The sequence below is a fragment of the Paraglaciecola sp. L1A13 genome (genome assembly GCF_009796745.1).
In the GTDB taxonomy this organism is placed as follows: Bacteria; Pseudomonadota; Gammaproteobacteria; order Enterobacterales; family Alteromonadaceae; genus Paraglaciecola.
The window spans coordinates 263,643-279,891 of sequence record NZ_CP047024.1; the positions used below are offsets into that span (position 1 = coordinate 263,643).

At 42.6% G+C, this 16,249-nt stretch carries 11 protein-coding genes and 1 pseudogene; 8 read left to right on the plus strand and 4 right to left on the minus strand.

The annotated features are described in order from the left end of the window. The first annotated feature begins 58 nt into the window (after positions 1–58). Together GQR89_RS01090 and GQR89_RS01095 are read left to right on the plus strand one after the other, a co-directional pair. Positions 59–1,657, plus strand: coding sequence for an amidohydrolase (locus GQR89_RS01090; protein ID WP_158768347.1), 1,599 nt, complete (start codon positions 59–61; stop codon positions 1,655–1,657). Between the two features lie 6 nt (positions 1,658–1,663). Continuing rightward, a complete protein-coding gene (locus tag GQR89_RS01095; RefSeq protein WP_158768348.1) occupies positions 1,664–4,138 on the plus strand; it encodes a zinc-dependent metalloprotease in 2,475 nt (824 codons plus the stop codon). A 122-nt stretch (positions 4,139–4,260) separates the two neighbouring features. Here the strand turns inward: GQR89_RS01095 and GQR89_RS01100 are convergent, their stop codons facing one another. Then, positions 4,261–5,115 (minus strand): LysR family transcriptional regulator, encoded by an 855-nt coding sequence (locus GQR89_RS01100; RefSeq protein WP_158768349.1) that lies wholly within the window; start codon positions 5,113–5,115, stop codon positions 4,261–4,263. Positions 5,116–5,239: 124 nt separating this feature from the next. Between GQR89_RS01100 and glyA the strand changes: the two genes are divergently transcribed. After that, positions 5,240–6,493: a serine hydroxymethyltransferase gene (gene glyA, locus GQR89_RS01105; protein WP_158768350.1), complete on the plus strand. Its 1,254-nt coding sequence runs from the start codon at positions 5,240–5,242 to the stop codon at positions 6,491–6,493. Between the two features lie 413 nt (positions 6,494–6,906). Here glyA and GQR89_RS01110 read toward each other — a convergent pair whose 3' ends face one another. The 3 genes and pseudogenes from GQR89_RS01110 to GQR89_RS01120 form a co-directional block, all read right to left on the minus strand. Continuing rightward, complete coding sequence (locus tag GQR89_RS01110; protein ID WP_158768351.1) at positions 6,907–7,890, minus strand: transposase; 984 nt, start codon at positions 7,888–7,890, stop codon at positions 6,907–6,909. Between the two features lie 102 nt (positions 7,891–7,992). After that, positions 7,993–8,514 (minus strand): annotated as a pseudogene (locus GQR89_RS01115) (transposase); the annotation flags it as partial. A gap of 318 nt (positions 8,515–8,832) precedes the next feature. Next, a complete protein-coding gene (locus GQR89_RS01120) occupies positions 8,833–9,846 on the minus strand; it encodes a LacI family DNA-binding transcriptional regulator (protein ID WP_158768352.1) in 1,014 nt (337 codons plus the stop codon). A 192-nt stretch (positions 9,847–10,038) separates the two neighbouring features. On the opposite strand from GQR89_RS01120, the gene manD reads away from it, so the two are divergent. The 5 genes from manD (at position 10,039) to GQR89_RS21605 (ending at position 16,163) form a co-directional block, all read left to right on the plus strand. Beyond that, positions 10,039–11,256, plus strand: a complete 1,218-nt coding sequence (gene manD / locus GQR89_RS01125) for a D-mannonate dehydratase ManD (RefSeq protein WP_158768353.1) — start codon at positions 10,039–10,041, stop codon at positions 11,254–11,256. Between the two features lie 44 nt (positions 11,257–11,300). Further along, entirely contained in the window at positions 11,301–12,440 is a 1,140-nt protein-coding gene (locus GQR89_RS01130; protein ID WP_158768354.1) for a Gfo/Idh/MocA family protein, read from the plus strand. Positions 12,441–12,451: 11 nt separating this feature from the next. Further along, positions 12,452–14,221, plus strand: a complete 1,770-nt coding sequence (locus tag GQR89_RS01135) for a transporter (protein WP_158768355.1) — start codon at positions 12,452–12,454, stop codon at positions 14,219–14,221. Between the two features lie 85 nt (positions 14,222–14,306). After that, positions 14,307–15,185, plus strand: coding sequence for a hypothetical protein (locus GQR89_RS01140; protein ID WP_158768356.1), 879 nt, complete (start codon positions 14,307–14,309; stop codon positions 15,183–15,185). Positions 15,186–15,767: 582 nt separating this feature from the next. Next, positions 15,768–16,163: a GreA/GreB family elongation factor gene (locus GQR89_RS21605; protein WP_255455708.1), complete on the plus strand. Its 396-nt coding sequence runs from the start codon at positions 15,768–15,770 to the stop codon at positions 16,161–16,163. Positions 16,164–16,249: the final 86 nt, after the last annotated feature.

Below are 16,249 nucleotides of genomic sequence, written 5' to 3' on the forward strand. Positions count from 1 at the left end.
ACAACTGCGGCCTGTACTTTTTGTGCTGAGTGATGATTCCATCTAGAGGATACACCTTATGAAACTGAATAAATTATTGCAATTTAGTGCTATGTTCTTGTCAATGAGTATGGTTTTTGAAGCCGCTGCTACAACCTTTACAGCACAGCAGCGTGCAGATGCAAAAGCTCAAGTAGTTGCTGCAGTGGACAAGCAGAAGAAGCTTGCGCAAGTTATGAATGACACCATCTTTTCGTTTGGTGAGCTTGGTTTTCAAGAGTTTGAAACGTCAGCCTATTTAACCAAGATGTTAAAGGAGGAAGGTTTTGAGATTGAGCAAGGTATTGCGGGTATTCCAACCGCTTGGGTCGCTAAGTGGGGATCAGGTAAACCCGTTATTGCACTGGGAACAGATTTAGACGGTATTCCTAAAGCGTCACAAAAACCCGGTGTAGCGTATCATGAGCCCATTATTGAAGGAGCACCGGGCCACGGGGAAGGGCACAACTCGGGCCAAGTAGTGAATATTATTGCCGCCATAGCACTCAAAGACTACATGGCAGAGAATGATATATCAGGCACCATTGTATTGTGGCCTGGTGTCGCAGAAGAGCAATTGGCGACTAAGGCCTACTATGTTCGTGCTGGGTACTTTAATGATGTTGATGCGGTGCTTTATTCACATGTAGGAAGCAGTTTTGGTACGTTTTACGGTAACCCTGGGCTATCAGGATTGGTCTCAGTAAAATATAACTTTTACGGTGAATCAGCCCATAGTGCAAGCTCGCCATGGCGGGGACGAAGTGCGCTTGATGCCGTTGAATTAATGAGTGTTGGTTTAAACTACCGCAGGGAACATTTGAGACTATCGCAGCGTATTCATTCCGTTATCGTTGATGGTGGTGACCAACCCAATGTGGTGCCGCCTAAAGCCAGTTCTTGGTATTTCTTTAGGGAAGTAGATTATCCCCATATCAAAGCGTTATGGGAGGTTGGCGATAAGGTTGCTGAGGGCGCAGCTTTGATGACGAATACGACTTGGGATTCTGTGGTGATGGGGTCTGCATGGCCACTACATTCAAATAAGCCTTTGGCTTATAGAGCATACGAAAACATCAAAGCAGTGGGCCTACCTGAATGGTCTGATGACGACTTAACGCTCGCTAAAGCACTGCAAAAAGAAATCGGTGCAGAAGAAATAGGCTTGCCGCAAGAGATCATGCCAATGGTCGCTCCCCCTCCTTTAGATAAGTTAACTGGGGGCGGCTCAGATGATGTAGGTGATATCTCTTGGGTGGTACCAACAATTTTCATGTTATATCCGTCAAATATTCCTAATTTACCGGGCCATAATTGGTCAAATGCGGTTTCTATGGCAACGCCAATCGCGCATAAAGGCATTATTGCAGGCGCTAAAGCGCATGCCATGACCATGATTGATCTATTTACTGACCCTTCGTTACTCGAAGAAATGGATGATTACTTCACCAATACGCAAACAAAAGATCTTAAATATGAATCGTTACTGCGTGAAAAAGACACCCCACAAATTCATTTGAATGAAGATATTATGGGCCAGTATCGCGATAGAATGCGCGAGTTTTACTATGATGCTGAGAAATACGACACCTACTTAGAACAGTTGGGTATTGATTACCCTACTATTAAATCTGAGTAGCCGCTAATGACTGTTATATTTTCGAAGTATGTAGATAGTGCTGGGGTTGGCATACCCTCGTTTCGTTATAGGCTGCTGTTGCGTGTTATTTACGCAGCCTTTATTATGCTGGTGTTGGGTGCGTTTTCAGGGGTAAGTCAGGCTCAAAGTCGCGATTTTACCCAAGCGACTAAGTCCTTAACAAAACAGCCAGGATTTATTCCTTTTTATTGGGATGCAGATGCTGGCAAAGTGTTAATGGAACTTACAGAGTTCGACAGCGATGTTTTGTATTACGTAAGTGCCGCTACTGGTGCAGGTTCAGTTGAATTACCTTTGGACAGAGGGATCTTAAAAAGCATGGTGGTTCACTTTCACAAAAGTGGACCCAATGTTTTGGTTGTTCAACAGAATTTGGATTTTAGAGCGCAAGGAGGCACGCCTGAGAGAGTCAACAATGTTGACCTTTCATTTGCGACTTCAGTTCTGGCATCTTTGCCTGTCATTGCGCAGTCAGAAAGTAAACACTTAGTTGACGCGACATCTTTATTTATTCGTGATGCAGCTGATGTAGAAAACGGAAGAGCATCGAAGCACGCTCAGTTCAAATTTGATAATAACAAAAGTGGTTTTTATCCGGCTAGGATGAAAAACTTCACTGACAATACCGAAATTGAAACCATTGCTTCTTTCAATATTAGTAAACCTAATATCGTGGTAAAAAACGTCTTACCTGACTCCCGCGTGTTATCAATGCGTATTCATCATTCTTTTTTACGCGCCCCTACTGGCTACCAAACACGCCTTGCAGACTCTCGTATTGGGGTCAGTAAATTGAAATTTAGCAACCTGGCTAATCCAATTAATAAAGATACGGAAGTCTCTTGGGTAACACGTTGGCGACTTGAGAAAAAGCAGCCGCAGGCCATGCTGAGTGAAGCAATAAAGCCTATCGTATTTTATCTTGATCCTGCCATTCCAGATGATATTCGAGAAGCAATGAAAGAAGGTACGCTCTGGTGGAATGAAGCATTTGAAACCGCGGGTTTTAAAGATGCTGTTCAGGTAAAAGAACCTGAACCAGGCATGGATCCTATGGATATCCGCTATGCTTGGGTTCAATGGATAGAGCGAGATGGCCGGGGATTCTCTATGGGCGGTACGTATCGAGATCCACGGACAGGAGAGATTTTAGGCTCAAAAAGTCGTCTCGACTCGCATCGCATGAGAACAGTAGCCAGTTACTATAAAAGTTACGTGAAGGCGGCGACAGCAGATGGCAAGAAATTAGCTGAAGCTGAAATAGAATTTGCGTTAGCACGTCAGCGGGTACTGGTAGCTCATGAGTTGGGTCATGTGTTAGGTTTTGGTCATAATTGGGCATCGAGTATTAATGATCGCGCCTCAGTCATGGAATATCCTTCGCCCAGGGTGAAGGTCAAAGATGGAAAACTGGATTTATCAACAGCGTTTGCCATTGGAATTGGTGAATATGATAAATACATGGTGCGTTATGCTTATACGCCTCTGGCAAAAAATGTTGAGGCGAAAGGCTTAAACAGCATTATTGAAGAAATGCACAATAACGGCATTTTATTTGTTCCATCTACTGACCCTCGTTGGGCATGGTATGACGACCTCTCGTCGCCCGTTAAATACATGGATGAGAGCTTCGAAGCAAGGCAGATCATGCTAGCGCAATACGGCCCCGATATGTTGGATGAAGGAGAGCCACTGGGTCATTTACGCGATATGAAACTTTGGATGGTGTATTTACATCATCGGTGGGCGATTGAAGCGGCACAGCGTTTTATTGGTGGTATGTATCACGAATGGGCGGTCAAAGGTGATGGTATTATGCCTACTCAAATAGTGCCCACAGCACTTCAAAAGCAATTGCTAAGTAAACTTATGCTTAGTTTATCGCCGGATGAATTGGCTTTACCTGAGTCTTTACTGGTTCAATTAACAGTACACCCAGGTCTTAACCGCGAAGATATGTCTGATGATTATGCGTTTGACCAACTTAAAGCGGCGCGTATTCTGGCAGATTTAATTGTGACCCCACTGTTAGAGCCTAACAAACTTAGCCGAATGGTTGCATTCGAAGCGCGAGACCCTGCAACATTGACGTTGCCTCAGTTAATCGAGACATTAATGCAACAGACATGGGGTAAAAAAATTGGTAAGTCTTCTGGTCGCTCAGCTTTACTCAGAGTGACACAAAGCGTTGTGCTCAATAGCTTAATGACCGCCGGTGCTGACGTAAAATCTAGCCCTGAAGTTACGGCAATGATAATGATGACTTTATCAGATCTTGCTGAGGAGCTTGAAGGTAAAAAGCATCAAGACCCATTAACGAAAGCACACTACCAGCAAGCATATCGAAGCATTCGATTGTATTTAACTGATCCCGTTAAATATGTTCCTTCAAGAGAGTTTTTAAGATGGGGGGAGCAGCCAATGTCGCGCTATCCAGCGCCGCCGGGACCACCTTTGTAAGTATAAGTACGGAATTAAAAAGCCGCTGACATAAAAAGACCCCCAGTAATTGGAATGTCCAACGATTGGGGGTCACTTCACAAACGCTGCCTTTTTAATTTATACACAGCAATCTTGCGTTGTTAGATCGCGAGTTGGGTTTCAATAGTCTTTGCTAGCAGTTCAATAGCCTCTGAACGCACTTTTTGAGGATTCATTAGGTAAACACCAACCTGACCTAGTTCTGGTAACTGTGGGCTTGGTGGAAGTATAAACAACCCGGGAGGCACCGTGCTTCTGGCTAAGGCTGTAATACCTAAATCTTCATTGATAGCGGTTTGAATACCATTTAGGTCGGCAATAGTGTAAATTATTTGCCAATTTTTCTTATGTGTATTCAATACTGAAGTGACTCGCTTTCTATAAAGGCAAGGGGAAGGTGCTGCGATAATAGGCAATTTTTCGGGGATATTATTGACGAACCTCTGGCTACCTACCCAGACTAATTGGTCAGTGATAATGTGCCCTTCCTGAGTAGAATCAGCCTCTTCTTGTAATGATAAAATGAGATCAAATTTATTTTTAAGCGGTTCACATAAGAGATCTTTGCTGAGTGCGCAGTGTACCTCCAGTGATATTTCAGGATAAGTATTTATAAAACGTCGAATAATTTTTGGCATTAATGTAGTAGAGAATTCACTTGGGATGCCTAGCCTTATATTTCCGCTGACTTGTGGGCGTCCAAACTCCCGCATGGCTTGATCATTTAATGATATGATCTTCATACTAAATTCTAACAACTTGCTGCCAGCTAACGTTAGTGTCAGTCGATTAGATTCTCGAATAAATAGCTTTTCGCCTATAACGTCTTCTAGCTTTTTAATTTGTAAGCTAATGGCTGGTTGTGTGCGTTTTAGGCGCTCTGCACAAAGTGTATAACTTCCCGTTTGTGTAATTGTCACAAATGAACGTAAAAAATCGACTGACAAATTTTTCATAAGATTCCTTCCATTATTCTTTTAGCTTTATTTGAAAAGTTTATGACATCATTGTAATTATTGATTTTATTTTATGCGCAGTAAGAATTAGCATAATCATCCTAATCAATCAATGAGAAGCGTTATGTCTGACCTAAATATGTCATTAAAAGAAACAGATCCTGATTTATTTGCTTTGTTGAGTGATGAAGGTAGACGGCAAGAAAATCATATCGAACTTATCGCCTCAGAGAACTACACCAGTAAAGCAGTGATGGAGGCGCAAGGAAGCAAACTGACCAATAAATATGCTGAAGGCTACCCTAAGAAAAGATATTACGGCGGGTGCGAATTTGCAGATGGGGTTGAAACGTTAGCTATAGAAAGAGCTAAAGCATTATTTTCATCGGATTACGTTAATGTGCAACCACACTCGGGTTCACAGGCAAACGCGGCGGTGTATATGGCGCTGTTAAGTCCGGGGGATACAATTTTAGGTTTAAGCTTAGACCATGGTGGTCATCTGACTCATGGTGCGAAACCAAACTTTTCTGGCAAATTGTACAATGCGATTCAATATGGCTTAGATACCTCTACTGGCCTAATCGATTATGAGCAAGTGGCTGCTCTTGCTAAAGAACATCAACCAAAAATGATTGTCGCTGGTTTTTCTGCATACTCTCGTGTTGTTGATTGGCAAAAATTTAAAGATATAGCGCAAAGTGTTGGTGCTTATTTGTTTGTTGATATGGCGCATGTTGCAGGTCTTGTTGCCGCAGGTTTGTATCCAAATCCAATTCCCATCGCCGATGTGGTTACCACCACAACCCATAAAACTTTACGTGGTCCTCGAGGGGGTATGATTTTGTGTAAATCGAATCCAAGTCTCGAAAAAAAGTTCAATTCACTGATTTTTCCGGGCATTCAAGGTGGGCCTTTGATGCATGTTATTGCTGCGAAAGCAGTCGCCTTCAAAGAAGCATCCTTACCCTCATTTGTAACCTATCAGCAGCAAGTTATTGATAATGCACAGGCCATGGCTAAGGTATTTATGCAGCGGGGCTTTGGTGTAGTATCTGGCGGGACTGATAACCATATGTTTTTAGTTGATCTTACTGCTAAGGGGTTAACCGGTAAGCAAGCCGATGAAGTTTTGGGCGCTGTTAATATTACGGTTAATAAAAACACCGTGCCTAATGATCCTCAATCGCCATTTGTAACTAGTGGTATACGCATAGGGACGCCAGCGTTAACGTCGCGAGGTATTGGTAGTGAAGATGCTGCAAAGCTCGCTCAGTGGATGTGTGATTTGTTAGATAATATAGAAGAAGAGCATTTGTACAACATTGTGCGTCAAGATGTGGCAGCGTTAACGGCTAAGTATCCCGTTTACAAATAAATAGTTCGCTATATTATTCTTTTCAAAAGCGAAACTGATATTCATAATGTAGATTCGTCGCAGAACAAAGATGCTTCATTTACTCTATAAACGGCAAATTTTTTTGCCGTTTTTTTCAAACATATCCACGCATAAAATAATAATGACATCCATATTTAAATTACTCTGAATTAAGATTAAGCCGTTCGCCTTCTACCAATATTTTTATATAAGACATCCATATTAATTCATGGAACATAAGCAGGACGATTAGTAGTATTTTTTATTCATTTATGAGTAGTTCAATAGATTTCAATCAGGTCAATTTGTTATCTAACGCGATTAAGTATTAATTTAAGCGGAGTTTTTTATATAAGGCGCAAGCAAAGGTGCTCACAAAATGAGTGTTCTTTGGCGAAGGATTATCGCGCTATTTACGCCCTTTTAAGGAGCAGTCGTGCCTTGTCCAACCCTCGCAGTCTTTGGTGTTGAGTGTGTCGCTTGAACGCATGCATCATTTGTTCTGCTCCAGCGGCATAATAAAAATGCTTTTCGAACTCAGTGGTAAGGGTTAACCACTGAACTGAGTTTAACCCTAAGCGCACTAAAATAGGGTTTTGCTTATCATCAATAACCCCGCTTTTACTGTCTTTAATATAGCGCCCAGTAGTATCAACTAATTCACAATAATCTTTTAAATCGAAGGTAATTCCTTTTGGCATATCCTCTTTGTGACTACCTATAAAGGGCATAAGAGCCTTAGGCTGTGGCCTTTTGTTCTTCAAAGCCTTCGTACGCTTTTTAATGCTGGTGTTTTTCGAAGCCTCAGGTGTTGAAGCCACGTTGGCTCGAATGGGATTCAAATCTACGTAAGCCATGCATGCTAATACCGCGCTTTCATCTAGCAAGGCTTGGGACTTAAAGCGACCTTCCCAAAACCGTCCCGTGCAGTCGTCCTCTTTATTTGCCTCCCTAGCGATATATTCATTTAAATTGCGCATAAACCAACTAATGTCGTACAACCGTTTTCGGTATAGCTCAACGGTTTCGTCAAAGCTTATCAACTCTCCTTGAGTTAATGGGTACCCCTTGAGGTACTTTTGGGTTAACAAAGTACCCTTATGTAATTTATGGTAACGAGTTAATACCGCTTCGGTTTCCCAAGCTTCTGCTAACGTTTTGTCTACATGCAATACGATATGCGTGTGATTGCTCATCACTGCGTAAGCACAAATATCGATTGAAAAGACCGATGCTAAGAATAGTAATCGACTCTCGACCCAGCCTCGACGATGCTCGTAACTTTGACCTGAGTATTTATCAATACCACATAGGAAGGAACGACGAACACAGCGAGAAACGCAGTGGTAATAAGGGGTATCTATTAAGCTAATTTGACTTTTACGAGACTGAGGCATGGCGCACCCATCAGATTAGAAATGAAACACATATTGAGCTTAGTTTAGGGTTTGGAATTAACCAATTTTATTATGGGTGTCATGATAAGAATATTTAGTTCTTTCATCTAGCAAGGCTTGGGACTTAAAGCGACCTTCCCAAAACCGTCCCGTGCAGTCGTCCTCTTTATTTGCCTCCCTAGCGATATATTCATTTAAATTGCGCATAAACCAACTAATGTCGTACAACCGTTTTCGGTATAGCTCAACGGTTTCGTCAAAGCTTATCAACTCTCCTTGAGTTAATGGGTACCCCTTGAGGTACTTTTGGGTTAACAAAGTACCCTTATGTAATTTATGGTAACGAGTTAATACCGCTTCGGTTTCCCAAGCTTCTGCTAACGTTTTGTCTACATGCAATACGATATGCGTGTGATTGCTCATCACTGCGTAAGCACAAATATCGATTGAAAAGACCGATGCTAAGAATAGTAATCGACTCTCGACCCAGCCTCGACGATGCTCGTAACTTTGACCTGAGTATTTATCAATACCACATAGGAAGGAACGACGAACACAGCGAGAAACGCAGTGGTAATAAGGGGTATCTATTAAGCTAATTTGACTTTTACGAGACTGAGGCATGGCGCACCCATCAGATTAGAAATGAAACACATATTGAGCTTAGTTTAGGGTTTGGAATTAACCAATTTTATTATGGGTGTCATGATAAGAATATTTAGTTAAAAGCTGGTTGACTGTGTTCGATGCGGGGATGTGGTCCGTTGTAAACTGTAGCTATTAGTATCGCAACGTTATTTGTTATTTTGCCTAGGTAGGGCAGTGTTTTTTTGCTTCGTGTCTATCTAATCTTTTAATCAATATTATTAAGAACGTCATCAAAACAAATAAGATAAACCGATTTATCTTATTTGTTGGTATATCGGGCTTTTATAGGGATATTTATTCTTTAGGCGACGAGCAAGACTGCCTTTGCGTGATTGAGCATGAAATCATGATTTTCTGCGAGTGTCTGTTTTTATCGTTTATGTTTTCCAGCAGTAATTTGGCGGCTTCTTTGCCGATAATATAAGGTTCTTGTTTGACAACCGTAATGGGTACCTTGAAAAATTCGGCCATAGGAATTTCGTCAAAACCGATGAGTGAAACATCATCAGGTATTGAAATTTTTTCTTGGTTTAAATGGGTCAGTAGTTCAGTGGTTATAGCCAAATGTTGAGTGAAGAAGGCCGTTGGCGATGCGCTGGAGCTTATAATGCTCTTAGGTGAATGCTCAAATCCCGTTTCTCGTTGCCAATATTGAATTAGGTTTTTATCTAATGGAATGTGGTGTTTTTCAAGGGCTGATGCATAGCCGATGTATCGTTCATTTCTAGATTTAACATTTTTAAAATCTTGGGTGACAAAGCATATTCGCTTATGCCCAAGTTGAATCAAATACTCGGTCGCATCGAAAGCAGCTTGGCGATAGTCTGACAAGATAAGGTTCTTTTCACTGCCATCATGTTCCAATTGAAAATGAACAATGGGCATGCCCTTTTTTATATAGTCAGATATTAGTTGATTATTTTTGCCTGACGACGCAATGATAATTCCGTCTACCCGCAGTTGGTATAGGGCTTCTAGGGATTTGGCTTCCGTATCAGGATCGAAATCTGTGTTGTAAATCAATGCGTTGTAGTCAACTGCTTTACAGTAATCATCAACCCCGCGAATAGTTCGACTGGTATCGAAGCCGGTAATGTCTCTTACAATCACGCCTATGGTCTTCGTTTTATCGGCCTTTAAATTTCTGGCAATAGGATTGGGCACATAGTCTAACTCCTTGATTGCCGCTCTCACGCGTACCTGTGTTTCCTTCGACATATAGTCAAAACGGCCGTTGAGGTATTGAGATACCGTGCTTTTTGATACTGATGCCAGTTGTGCGACATCAATTAATTTTACTTTTGCCATTGTTGAGTTTATCTGCTGATGATTTTGGCTGCGGGATGTTGACATACTGCAAGATTATGATAATTTGTTCAACTAAACCGGTTTAGTAAATTTGAGCTTGTGTAAAAAACCAAGATTCAAAGATTACAAGTGAATGACGGTGCAGTTAATTCAATACAGTCTGAGCGCTAATACTCGAAGAGAGGACATCAGTTGAAAATTACCGAGGTTAAAGTATTTGTTTGTAGCCCTGGCAGAAATTTTGTCACCGTTAAGGTGATGACCGACGCCGGCATTTATGGCCTAGGGGATGCAACACTAAACGGTCGTGAAATGGCTGTGGTTGCTTATCTGCAAGAGCATGTTGCTCCTTGTCTTATTGGGCGAAATGCCCACGATATAGAAGATATTTGGCAGTATCTGTATAAAGGCGTTTATTGGCGTAAAGGGGCTGTGAATATGGCTGCAGTCGCCGCTATAGACATGGCGCTGTGGGATATTAAGGGCAAGGCGGCAGGCATGCCTGTTTATCAATTGCTTGGTGGTAAAAGCCGACGCGGCGTGACGTTGTATGCACACGCAAGCGGCGAAACGATAGAGGACACTCTAGATAAAGCCGAAGAGCACATTAATCAGGGCTTTAAAGCGGTTAGATTACAGTGTGCGGTTCCTGGACTGAATGTTACCTATGGCGTGCTGGGCGACAAAGCTGATTATTTTGAGCTACAAGGTAGTCGGCCTTTACCACCAGAAGAAGAATGGTCTACGCAAAAGTACTTCAACATGATTGTTGAGCTTTTTCGTCATGCAAGAGAGCGTTTTGGTAATAACGTGCATCTGCTACATGACGTTCATAGTCGATTAACACCTATCGAATCAGCAAGACTAGGTAAGCTTTTAGAGCCCTATAATCTATTATTTTTAGAAGATGCTTCAATCGCTGAAAACCAAGACAGCTACAAGGTTATACGCCAACATACCACTACGCCATTAGCCATTGGTGAGACCTACAACACTATCTGGGACTGTAAAGATCTGATTCAAAATCAGCTTATCGACTATATCAGAGTGGCCGCTACCCACGCAGGTGGCATTACTGCGCTTCGTCGCATAGCTGACTTCGCCAGCATCTATAACGTTAAAACTGCGCCACATGGAGCGCCAGATCTTTCCCCTGTTTGTTTTGCCGCGCACATGCATTTGAATATTTGGGCCCCTAACTTCGGCATACAAGAATTTGTTGGTTTTGGTAATGCGGCATCCGGCCGAATATTCAAACATGGGATTGAGGTAAAAGATGGCGTTGCCTACGTTAGTGATGCGCCTGGTTTAGGCATTGAGTTTGATGAAGAAGCAGCGAAAGAATACCCCTATAAACGTTCATACTTGCCAGTTAGTCGGTTGGAAGACGGAACGGTTTGGAATTGGTAGCCTCGCATAGTGAATTTAGTCTTTGATAAGTCGAGATAAATAACATGAGTAAAAATATAAAAGTATTGATTCAAGGCACCGGTTTTGCCGGTCAAGGGCACGCAGAAGCATTCAGATCTGTGGGTGTTGAAGTCGTGGGCATTGTGGGTCGCACAAAAAGCGTGGTTGAACAAGTAGCCAAAGATTTAGCGATCCCATATGCGGGTACTGATTGGCAGCAAGCATTGATTGAATGTAAACCCGATGTGGTGTCAATTGCCACACCCGGTGGCGCTCACGAAGAAGCCATTATTCAGGCAATAGAGTTTGGTTGCCATGTGTTTAGTGACAAACCGCTGACCGCAACCGGTGAGTCTGCTAAAAAATTGTACGACTTAGCGCTTGAGAAAAACGTGAAAACGGCTTTTGCTGCAAGCTTTAGATATATGCCGGATGTAATTCACGCTAAGCGCATGGTCGCTGCAGGCGCTATTGGCGAGCCGTTAGAAGTTGAGTGTATCTCGCATTTTAACTTAGAGCGGGATATTCCCTTTGGTTGGTCGCACCGCAAAGAAGATGGCGGTGGGCGTTTGAATAACAACTTCACTCATAAGTTATCGATTGTGACGTCTATCATTGGTGAGAAAATATTGTCGGTCATGGGCGAAGTGCGCGATGACCTAGGCCGAGCTCCGATTGTTGAAGGAGTACATAACTTTAAGAAGCGCCGTGACTTTATTCCTGATGATCTTAACGATCCGTCTTTGCAATGGGGCGAATCAAATGTTGAATGGTCGTATACGGTGCTAGCACAGCTTGAAAGCAAATTAGCCGAAAAGCCTGTGTCTGTGTTGTTTAAACACGGCGGCTTACATCCACGCTTCAACGAAGACCATATAGTGATTTATGGCAGCAAAGGTGCGATATATATCAAAGGCCATTACGGAAGCGGCCCCTTGTATTTTTACAATGAGAATAACAATTGGACAAGACTACCTCTACCTGACGACATCGTAAAAAATAACCCTCAAGGGGAAGGGGATACAGAGCGTAATTGGCGGTATCTCATCAGAGAATTAGTCAATGATATAAAGGGGGAAGACGTGGCCCCATATCAAACTTTTAAAGAAGGTAGTCAATATCAACAACTGATTGATCTAATTCGTAAAAATGATAATTGGGTTGACGTTAGTCATCTGCAATAAAAGGGCTACCCATGTTCTATGAATATCTGGTCATAGTCGGTTATTTTATCCTCATCGTGGGCATTGGTTTTGCCTTTAAAGATATGGCAAAAAACTCCACTAGCGACTACTTTCGTGGCGGCGGTCGTATGCTGTGGTGGATGGTGGGCTCAACGGCGTTTATGGCGCAGTTTTCAGCCTGGACCTTCACCGGCGCGGCTGGTAAGGCATTTACCGACGGCTTTGCCATTAGCTTGGTATTTTTTGCTAATACCTTTGCGTATTTCTGTGGCTGGGCCTACTTCTCTGCACGTTTTCGCCAGATGCGCGTGGATACCCCAACTGAAGGCATTAAGCGGCGCTTTGGTAGCCAAAACGAACAATTCTTTTCATGGGCCTTAATCGTTTTTAGTTTTATTAATGCAGGGGTCTGGTTGAACGCACTAGGTGTTTTCGCCAGTGCTGTGTTTGAAGCTGACATTACGCTAACGATCATAGTAACTGGGTTAACCGTGGTCTTTGTATCTGTGTTATCTGGGGCGTGGGGCGTGGTAGCGTCAGACTTTGTGCAAACGCTGGTGGTAGCGGTAATATCAATTGCTTGTGCCATTGTTGCTTTGGTGATGGTAGGTGGGCCGGTTGAGCTGGTGAATAACTTCCCAAGTGATTTTATTATGGGGCCAGATATGAACTATGGCGTCATTTTAGTGGGCACGTTTGTCTTCTTTTTAGCCAAGCAAATGATCACGATCATGAACATGCACGACGCATTCCGATTTTTGAACGCGAAAGATTCAGACAATGCTCGAAAAGCCGCGTTACTGGCTATGGTGTTAATGGGTGTGGGCAGCATAGTGTGGTTTATTCCACCTTGGGCCTCGGCCATTTTATATCCTGATGCGGCAGCGGCGTATCCTGAGTTAGGTAACAAGGCAGCGGATGCGGTGTATTTGGTCTTCACGCGTAATGCCATGCCCATTGGGACGGTAGGTTTATTATTAGCGGGTTTGTTTGCCGCGACCATGTCGTCAATGGACTCAGCGCTGAATAAAAATGCCGGTATTTTTGTCAGGAGTATTTATCAACCATTGCTGCTTAAAAAGAGCAAAACTGTTAGCGACGAACATCTGTTAACCGTCAGCCGCTATGTTAGTTTTATTAGTGGGATTTTGGTTATCGTGGTGGCCTTATTCTTTAAATCTTTGAAAGAATTAAGTTTATTTGAATTAATGATGAGCGTATCGGTTATGGTCCAAGTACCGCTACTTGTGCCGCTGATCTTTGGATTGTTTATTAGAAAAACCCCTCAGTGGGCACCTTGGGTTACGGTAATTATTGGTATGTTTGTATCTTGGTGTACGGCTAACATTTTAACGCCAGAGCTATTCGCTCAATGGATTGGCTTAGAGCAAGCGTTCACACGCCGCGAATCCATAGACATGAACTTAATGATAACCATAGGTGCGCACTTAGTCATTACTGCAGGGTTCTTTTGCTCAACAACCTTTTTCTATAAGGAAGAACGGGATGAACATAAGCAGGAAACCGATCGCTTCTTCACGGATTTTGAAACGCCTGTTATTGCCGACTTTGAACAAGATGAATTCGACAGGCAGCAACGCGATAAATTAGGCTCTATGGTCTTATATATGGGGACAGGGGTATTTTTCATGATGTTAATACCCAATCCAATGTGGGGACGAATGGTATTTGCTTTGTGTGCTCTGGCCATATTAGCCATCGGGTTTCTACTGAAAAAAAGTGCAAAACCCAAATCTAAACGGGTGACGAGTCCCGCCTAGTGTTGCAAGCACGCACCATAGTTATACATAACGTAAATCTGGGTTAGTAGATTACTGACCCCCTCTTTTATAGGTGAGTAAGCCCATGCTGTTAAAAATATTAGCGTCCAATATAAGCCCATATACCGCGTGTTCGAATGTATGCGCTGCTATTATTGTGTTTGGTTTCTCCTTATTCAGTGTGGGTTGCAATAGCGTCACTGAAGTTAAGCAGGTAACACTCACTCATGGCGTTGATGACTCAGCTGGTAGCGCTTCTGCGTACGTAGTTAGTATTTCGAATGCAACCTTTTACCTCGAAAAAGAAGGGGGCGGGTTATCCAGTATGCTGGATGTAGACGGTGTTGATTGGATTGGATTTAACGATAGCAAAGGCTCGGGTTGGAAAGGCGAGTATCGTGGTTTTCCTAATGCAATACACAAACAAGATGGCAGCTATTTTCATGCCATGAACGCTGGCACAGACCCGTCCTCTTCTCGCATCTCGGTTGAAACACCTCAGCATGTGCAGATCATCTTTACCTCAGGTAACGGCAAGTGGCAGGGGCAATGGGACTTCTACCCAGATCGGTGCGATTTCACCATGCTACAAGTTAGCGAGGGTTATCATTATTGGGTGCAATACGAAGGTGTGCCTGGCGGCGAGATGGATGCCAGTGATTTTTGGTTTAACTCGGCTGACAACAAACCTCATCCCATCAACGAAGGCTTTAGCGGCGATTTACCTAGCCCTGAATGGTACGCCTTTGGGGATGAAAAAGCCTCGCGGATGATTTATTTCTTTCATCATGAAGATGACAGCTACCCAGATGATTACGCCAGTAGGCCTTATATGACTGTGCTAGGTTTTGGACGAAGTAATAAAAACAAATATCTGAATACACCGCAAACGTTCTCAATCGGTTTTGTTGAATCAACTGAGTACAAGGAAGTGGAACAGGTAATTAAAGACGTTGTTAATTAATTCACATAACAAATCCGACAAAAATAGCAGATTAAAGTCTTTATATTTACAGCGGACTTTTGCTTTAGCATTGAACGGACTATTAATGCTGATTATCAATATCTAGGTAGTGGCTCCGCTAGGGGATAATTCACTTGAGGCTTTAATAATGGCCACAACGTTTTTTACTTTTTCGCTTATTGAGCCTTTGTGATATTACCCGTAAAGGATGCTTAAAGGTGTTATTTTTCTACCTATTGATTCATAAAAATAGTGGTGCTTACAATTAGCGTTTTAGCGTGTAAATACTGCCTATGCATGGCGTATGGAGTACCGTCACCTATTACTGTTTATCGTGAAATAGGTAGCGACTAACGATAGTTAAAATAGAGTGCATTTTTGCTCTTGTATTTATTTTAAAGGGGACTATTATCAGCCTAATACTTTGAGGGAATTATGTTTAACAATAGCACCATCGTCGCCATAAAGAGTAACTTACTCACCTTACCAAATTAAGCCGAGCGTAGTCCTTACGCTCGGCAGATATCCCCTGTTTGTTCATTTGTTTTAGTTATCAGTTCGGTTGGAGATTTAGCCGTGCTAATGCATATTTTTAGGTTTTGCAAAACCTTAATTTGCCCACCCAATTCTGTGTTTCAAGACGCTAGCCATCGGATCTTGCTGAATCCTTTGGCGCTATGTTTGTTACTTAATCGCCTGGAGTTTTGCGACAGTCAAGCTTCGCGTTTGGAAAATCGTGTTCGAGTTGGCTGCACTGTGACATTAAGAAATGTGCTTAGCCAAGAGATGCTAACGCTACGAATAGTGAAAGATGAAAAAGCCCGCCCAGCAGAGGGCATTGTGTTATTCACATCAATGATCGGTGTAGCGCTATTAGGGCTTCGCTGTGGAGATGTGGCGCAAGTGAAAACATCGCAAGGAGAGCTTGAATGGGAGCTTATTGCGGTGAATCACAGTGCTACAGATTTGAGCATTTAATTGCCTATGAGTCGATAGGATAATGGAGGGTGAAATTTTGGAGTAATTAATCTTTGAAAGGGTATTAATGCAATAAACGTATTGAA

Bases quoted from the DNA above. Each gene is read 5' to 3' on its own strand.
- GQR89_RS01090 (WP_158768347.1), top strand. From the start codon at position 59: ATGAAACTGAATAAATTATTGCAATTTAGTGCTATGTTCTTGTCAATG.
- GQR89_RS01095 (WP_158768348.1), top strand. From the start codon at position 1,664: ATGACTGTTATATTTTCGAAGTATGTAGATAGTGCTGGGGTTGGCATA.
- GQR89_RS01100 (WP_158768349.1), bottom strand. From the start codon at position 5,115: ATGAAAAATTTGTCAGTCGATTTTTTACGTTCATTTGTGACAATTACA.
- glyA (WP_158768350.1), top strand. From the start codon at position 5,240: ATGTCTGACCTAAATATGTCATTAAAAGAAACAGATCCTGATTTATTT.
- GQR89_RS01110 (WP_158768351.1), bottom strand. From the start codon at position 7,890: ATGCCTCAGTCTCGTAAAAGTCAAATTAGCTTAATAGATACCCCTTAT.
- GQR89_RS01120 (WP_158768352.1), bottom strand. From the start codon at position 9,846: ATGGCAAAAGTAAAATTAATTGATGTCGCACAACTGGCATCAGTATCA.
- GQR89_RS01130 (WP_158768354.1), top strand. From the start codon at position 11,301: ATGAGTAAAAATATAAAAGTATTGATTCAAGGCACCGGTTTTGCCGGT.
- GQR89_RS01135 (WP_158768355.1), top strand. From the start codon at position 12,452: ATGTTCTATGAATATCTGGTCATAGTCGGTTATTTTATCCTCATCGTG.
- GQR89_RS01140 (WP_158768356.1), top strand. From the start codon at position 14,307: ATGCTGTTAAAAATATTAGCGTCCAATATAAGCCCATATACCGCGTGT.
- GQR89_RS21605 (WP_255455708.1), top strand. From the start codon at position 15,768: ATGCATATTTTTAGGTTTTGCAAAACCTTAATTTGCCCACCCAATTCT.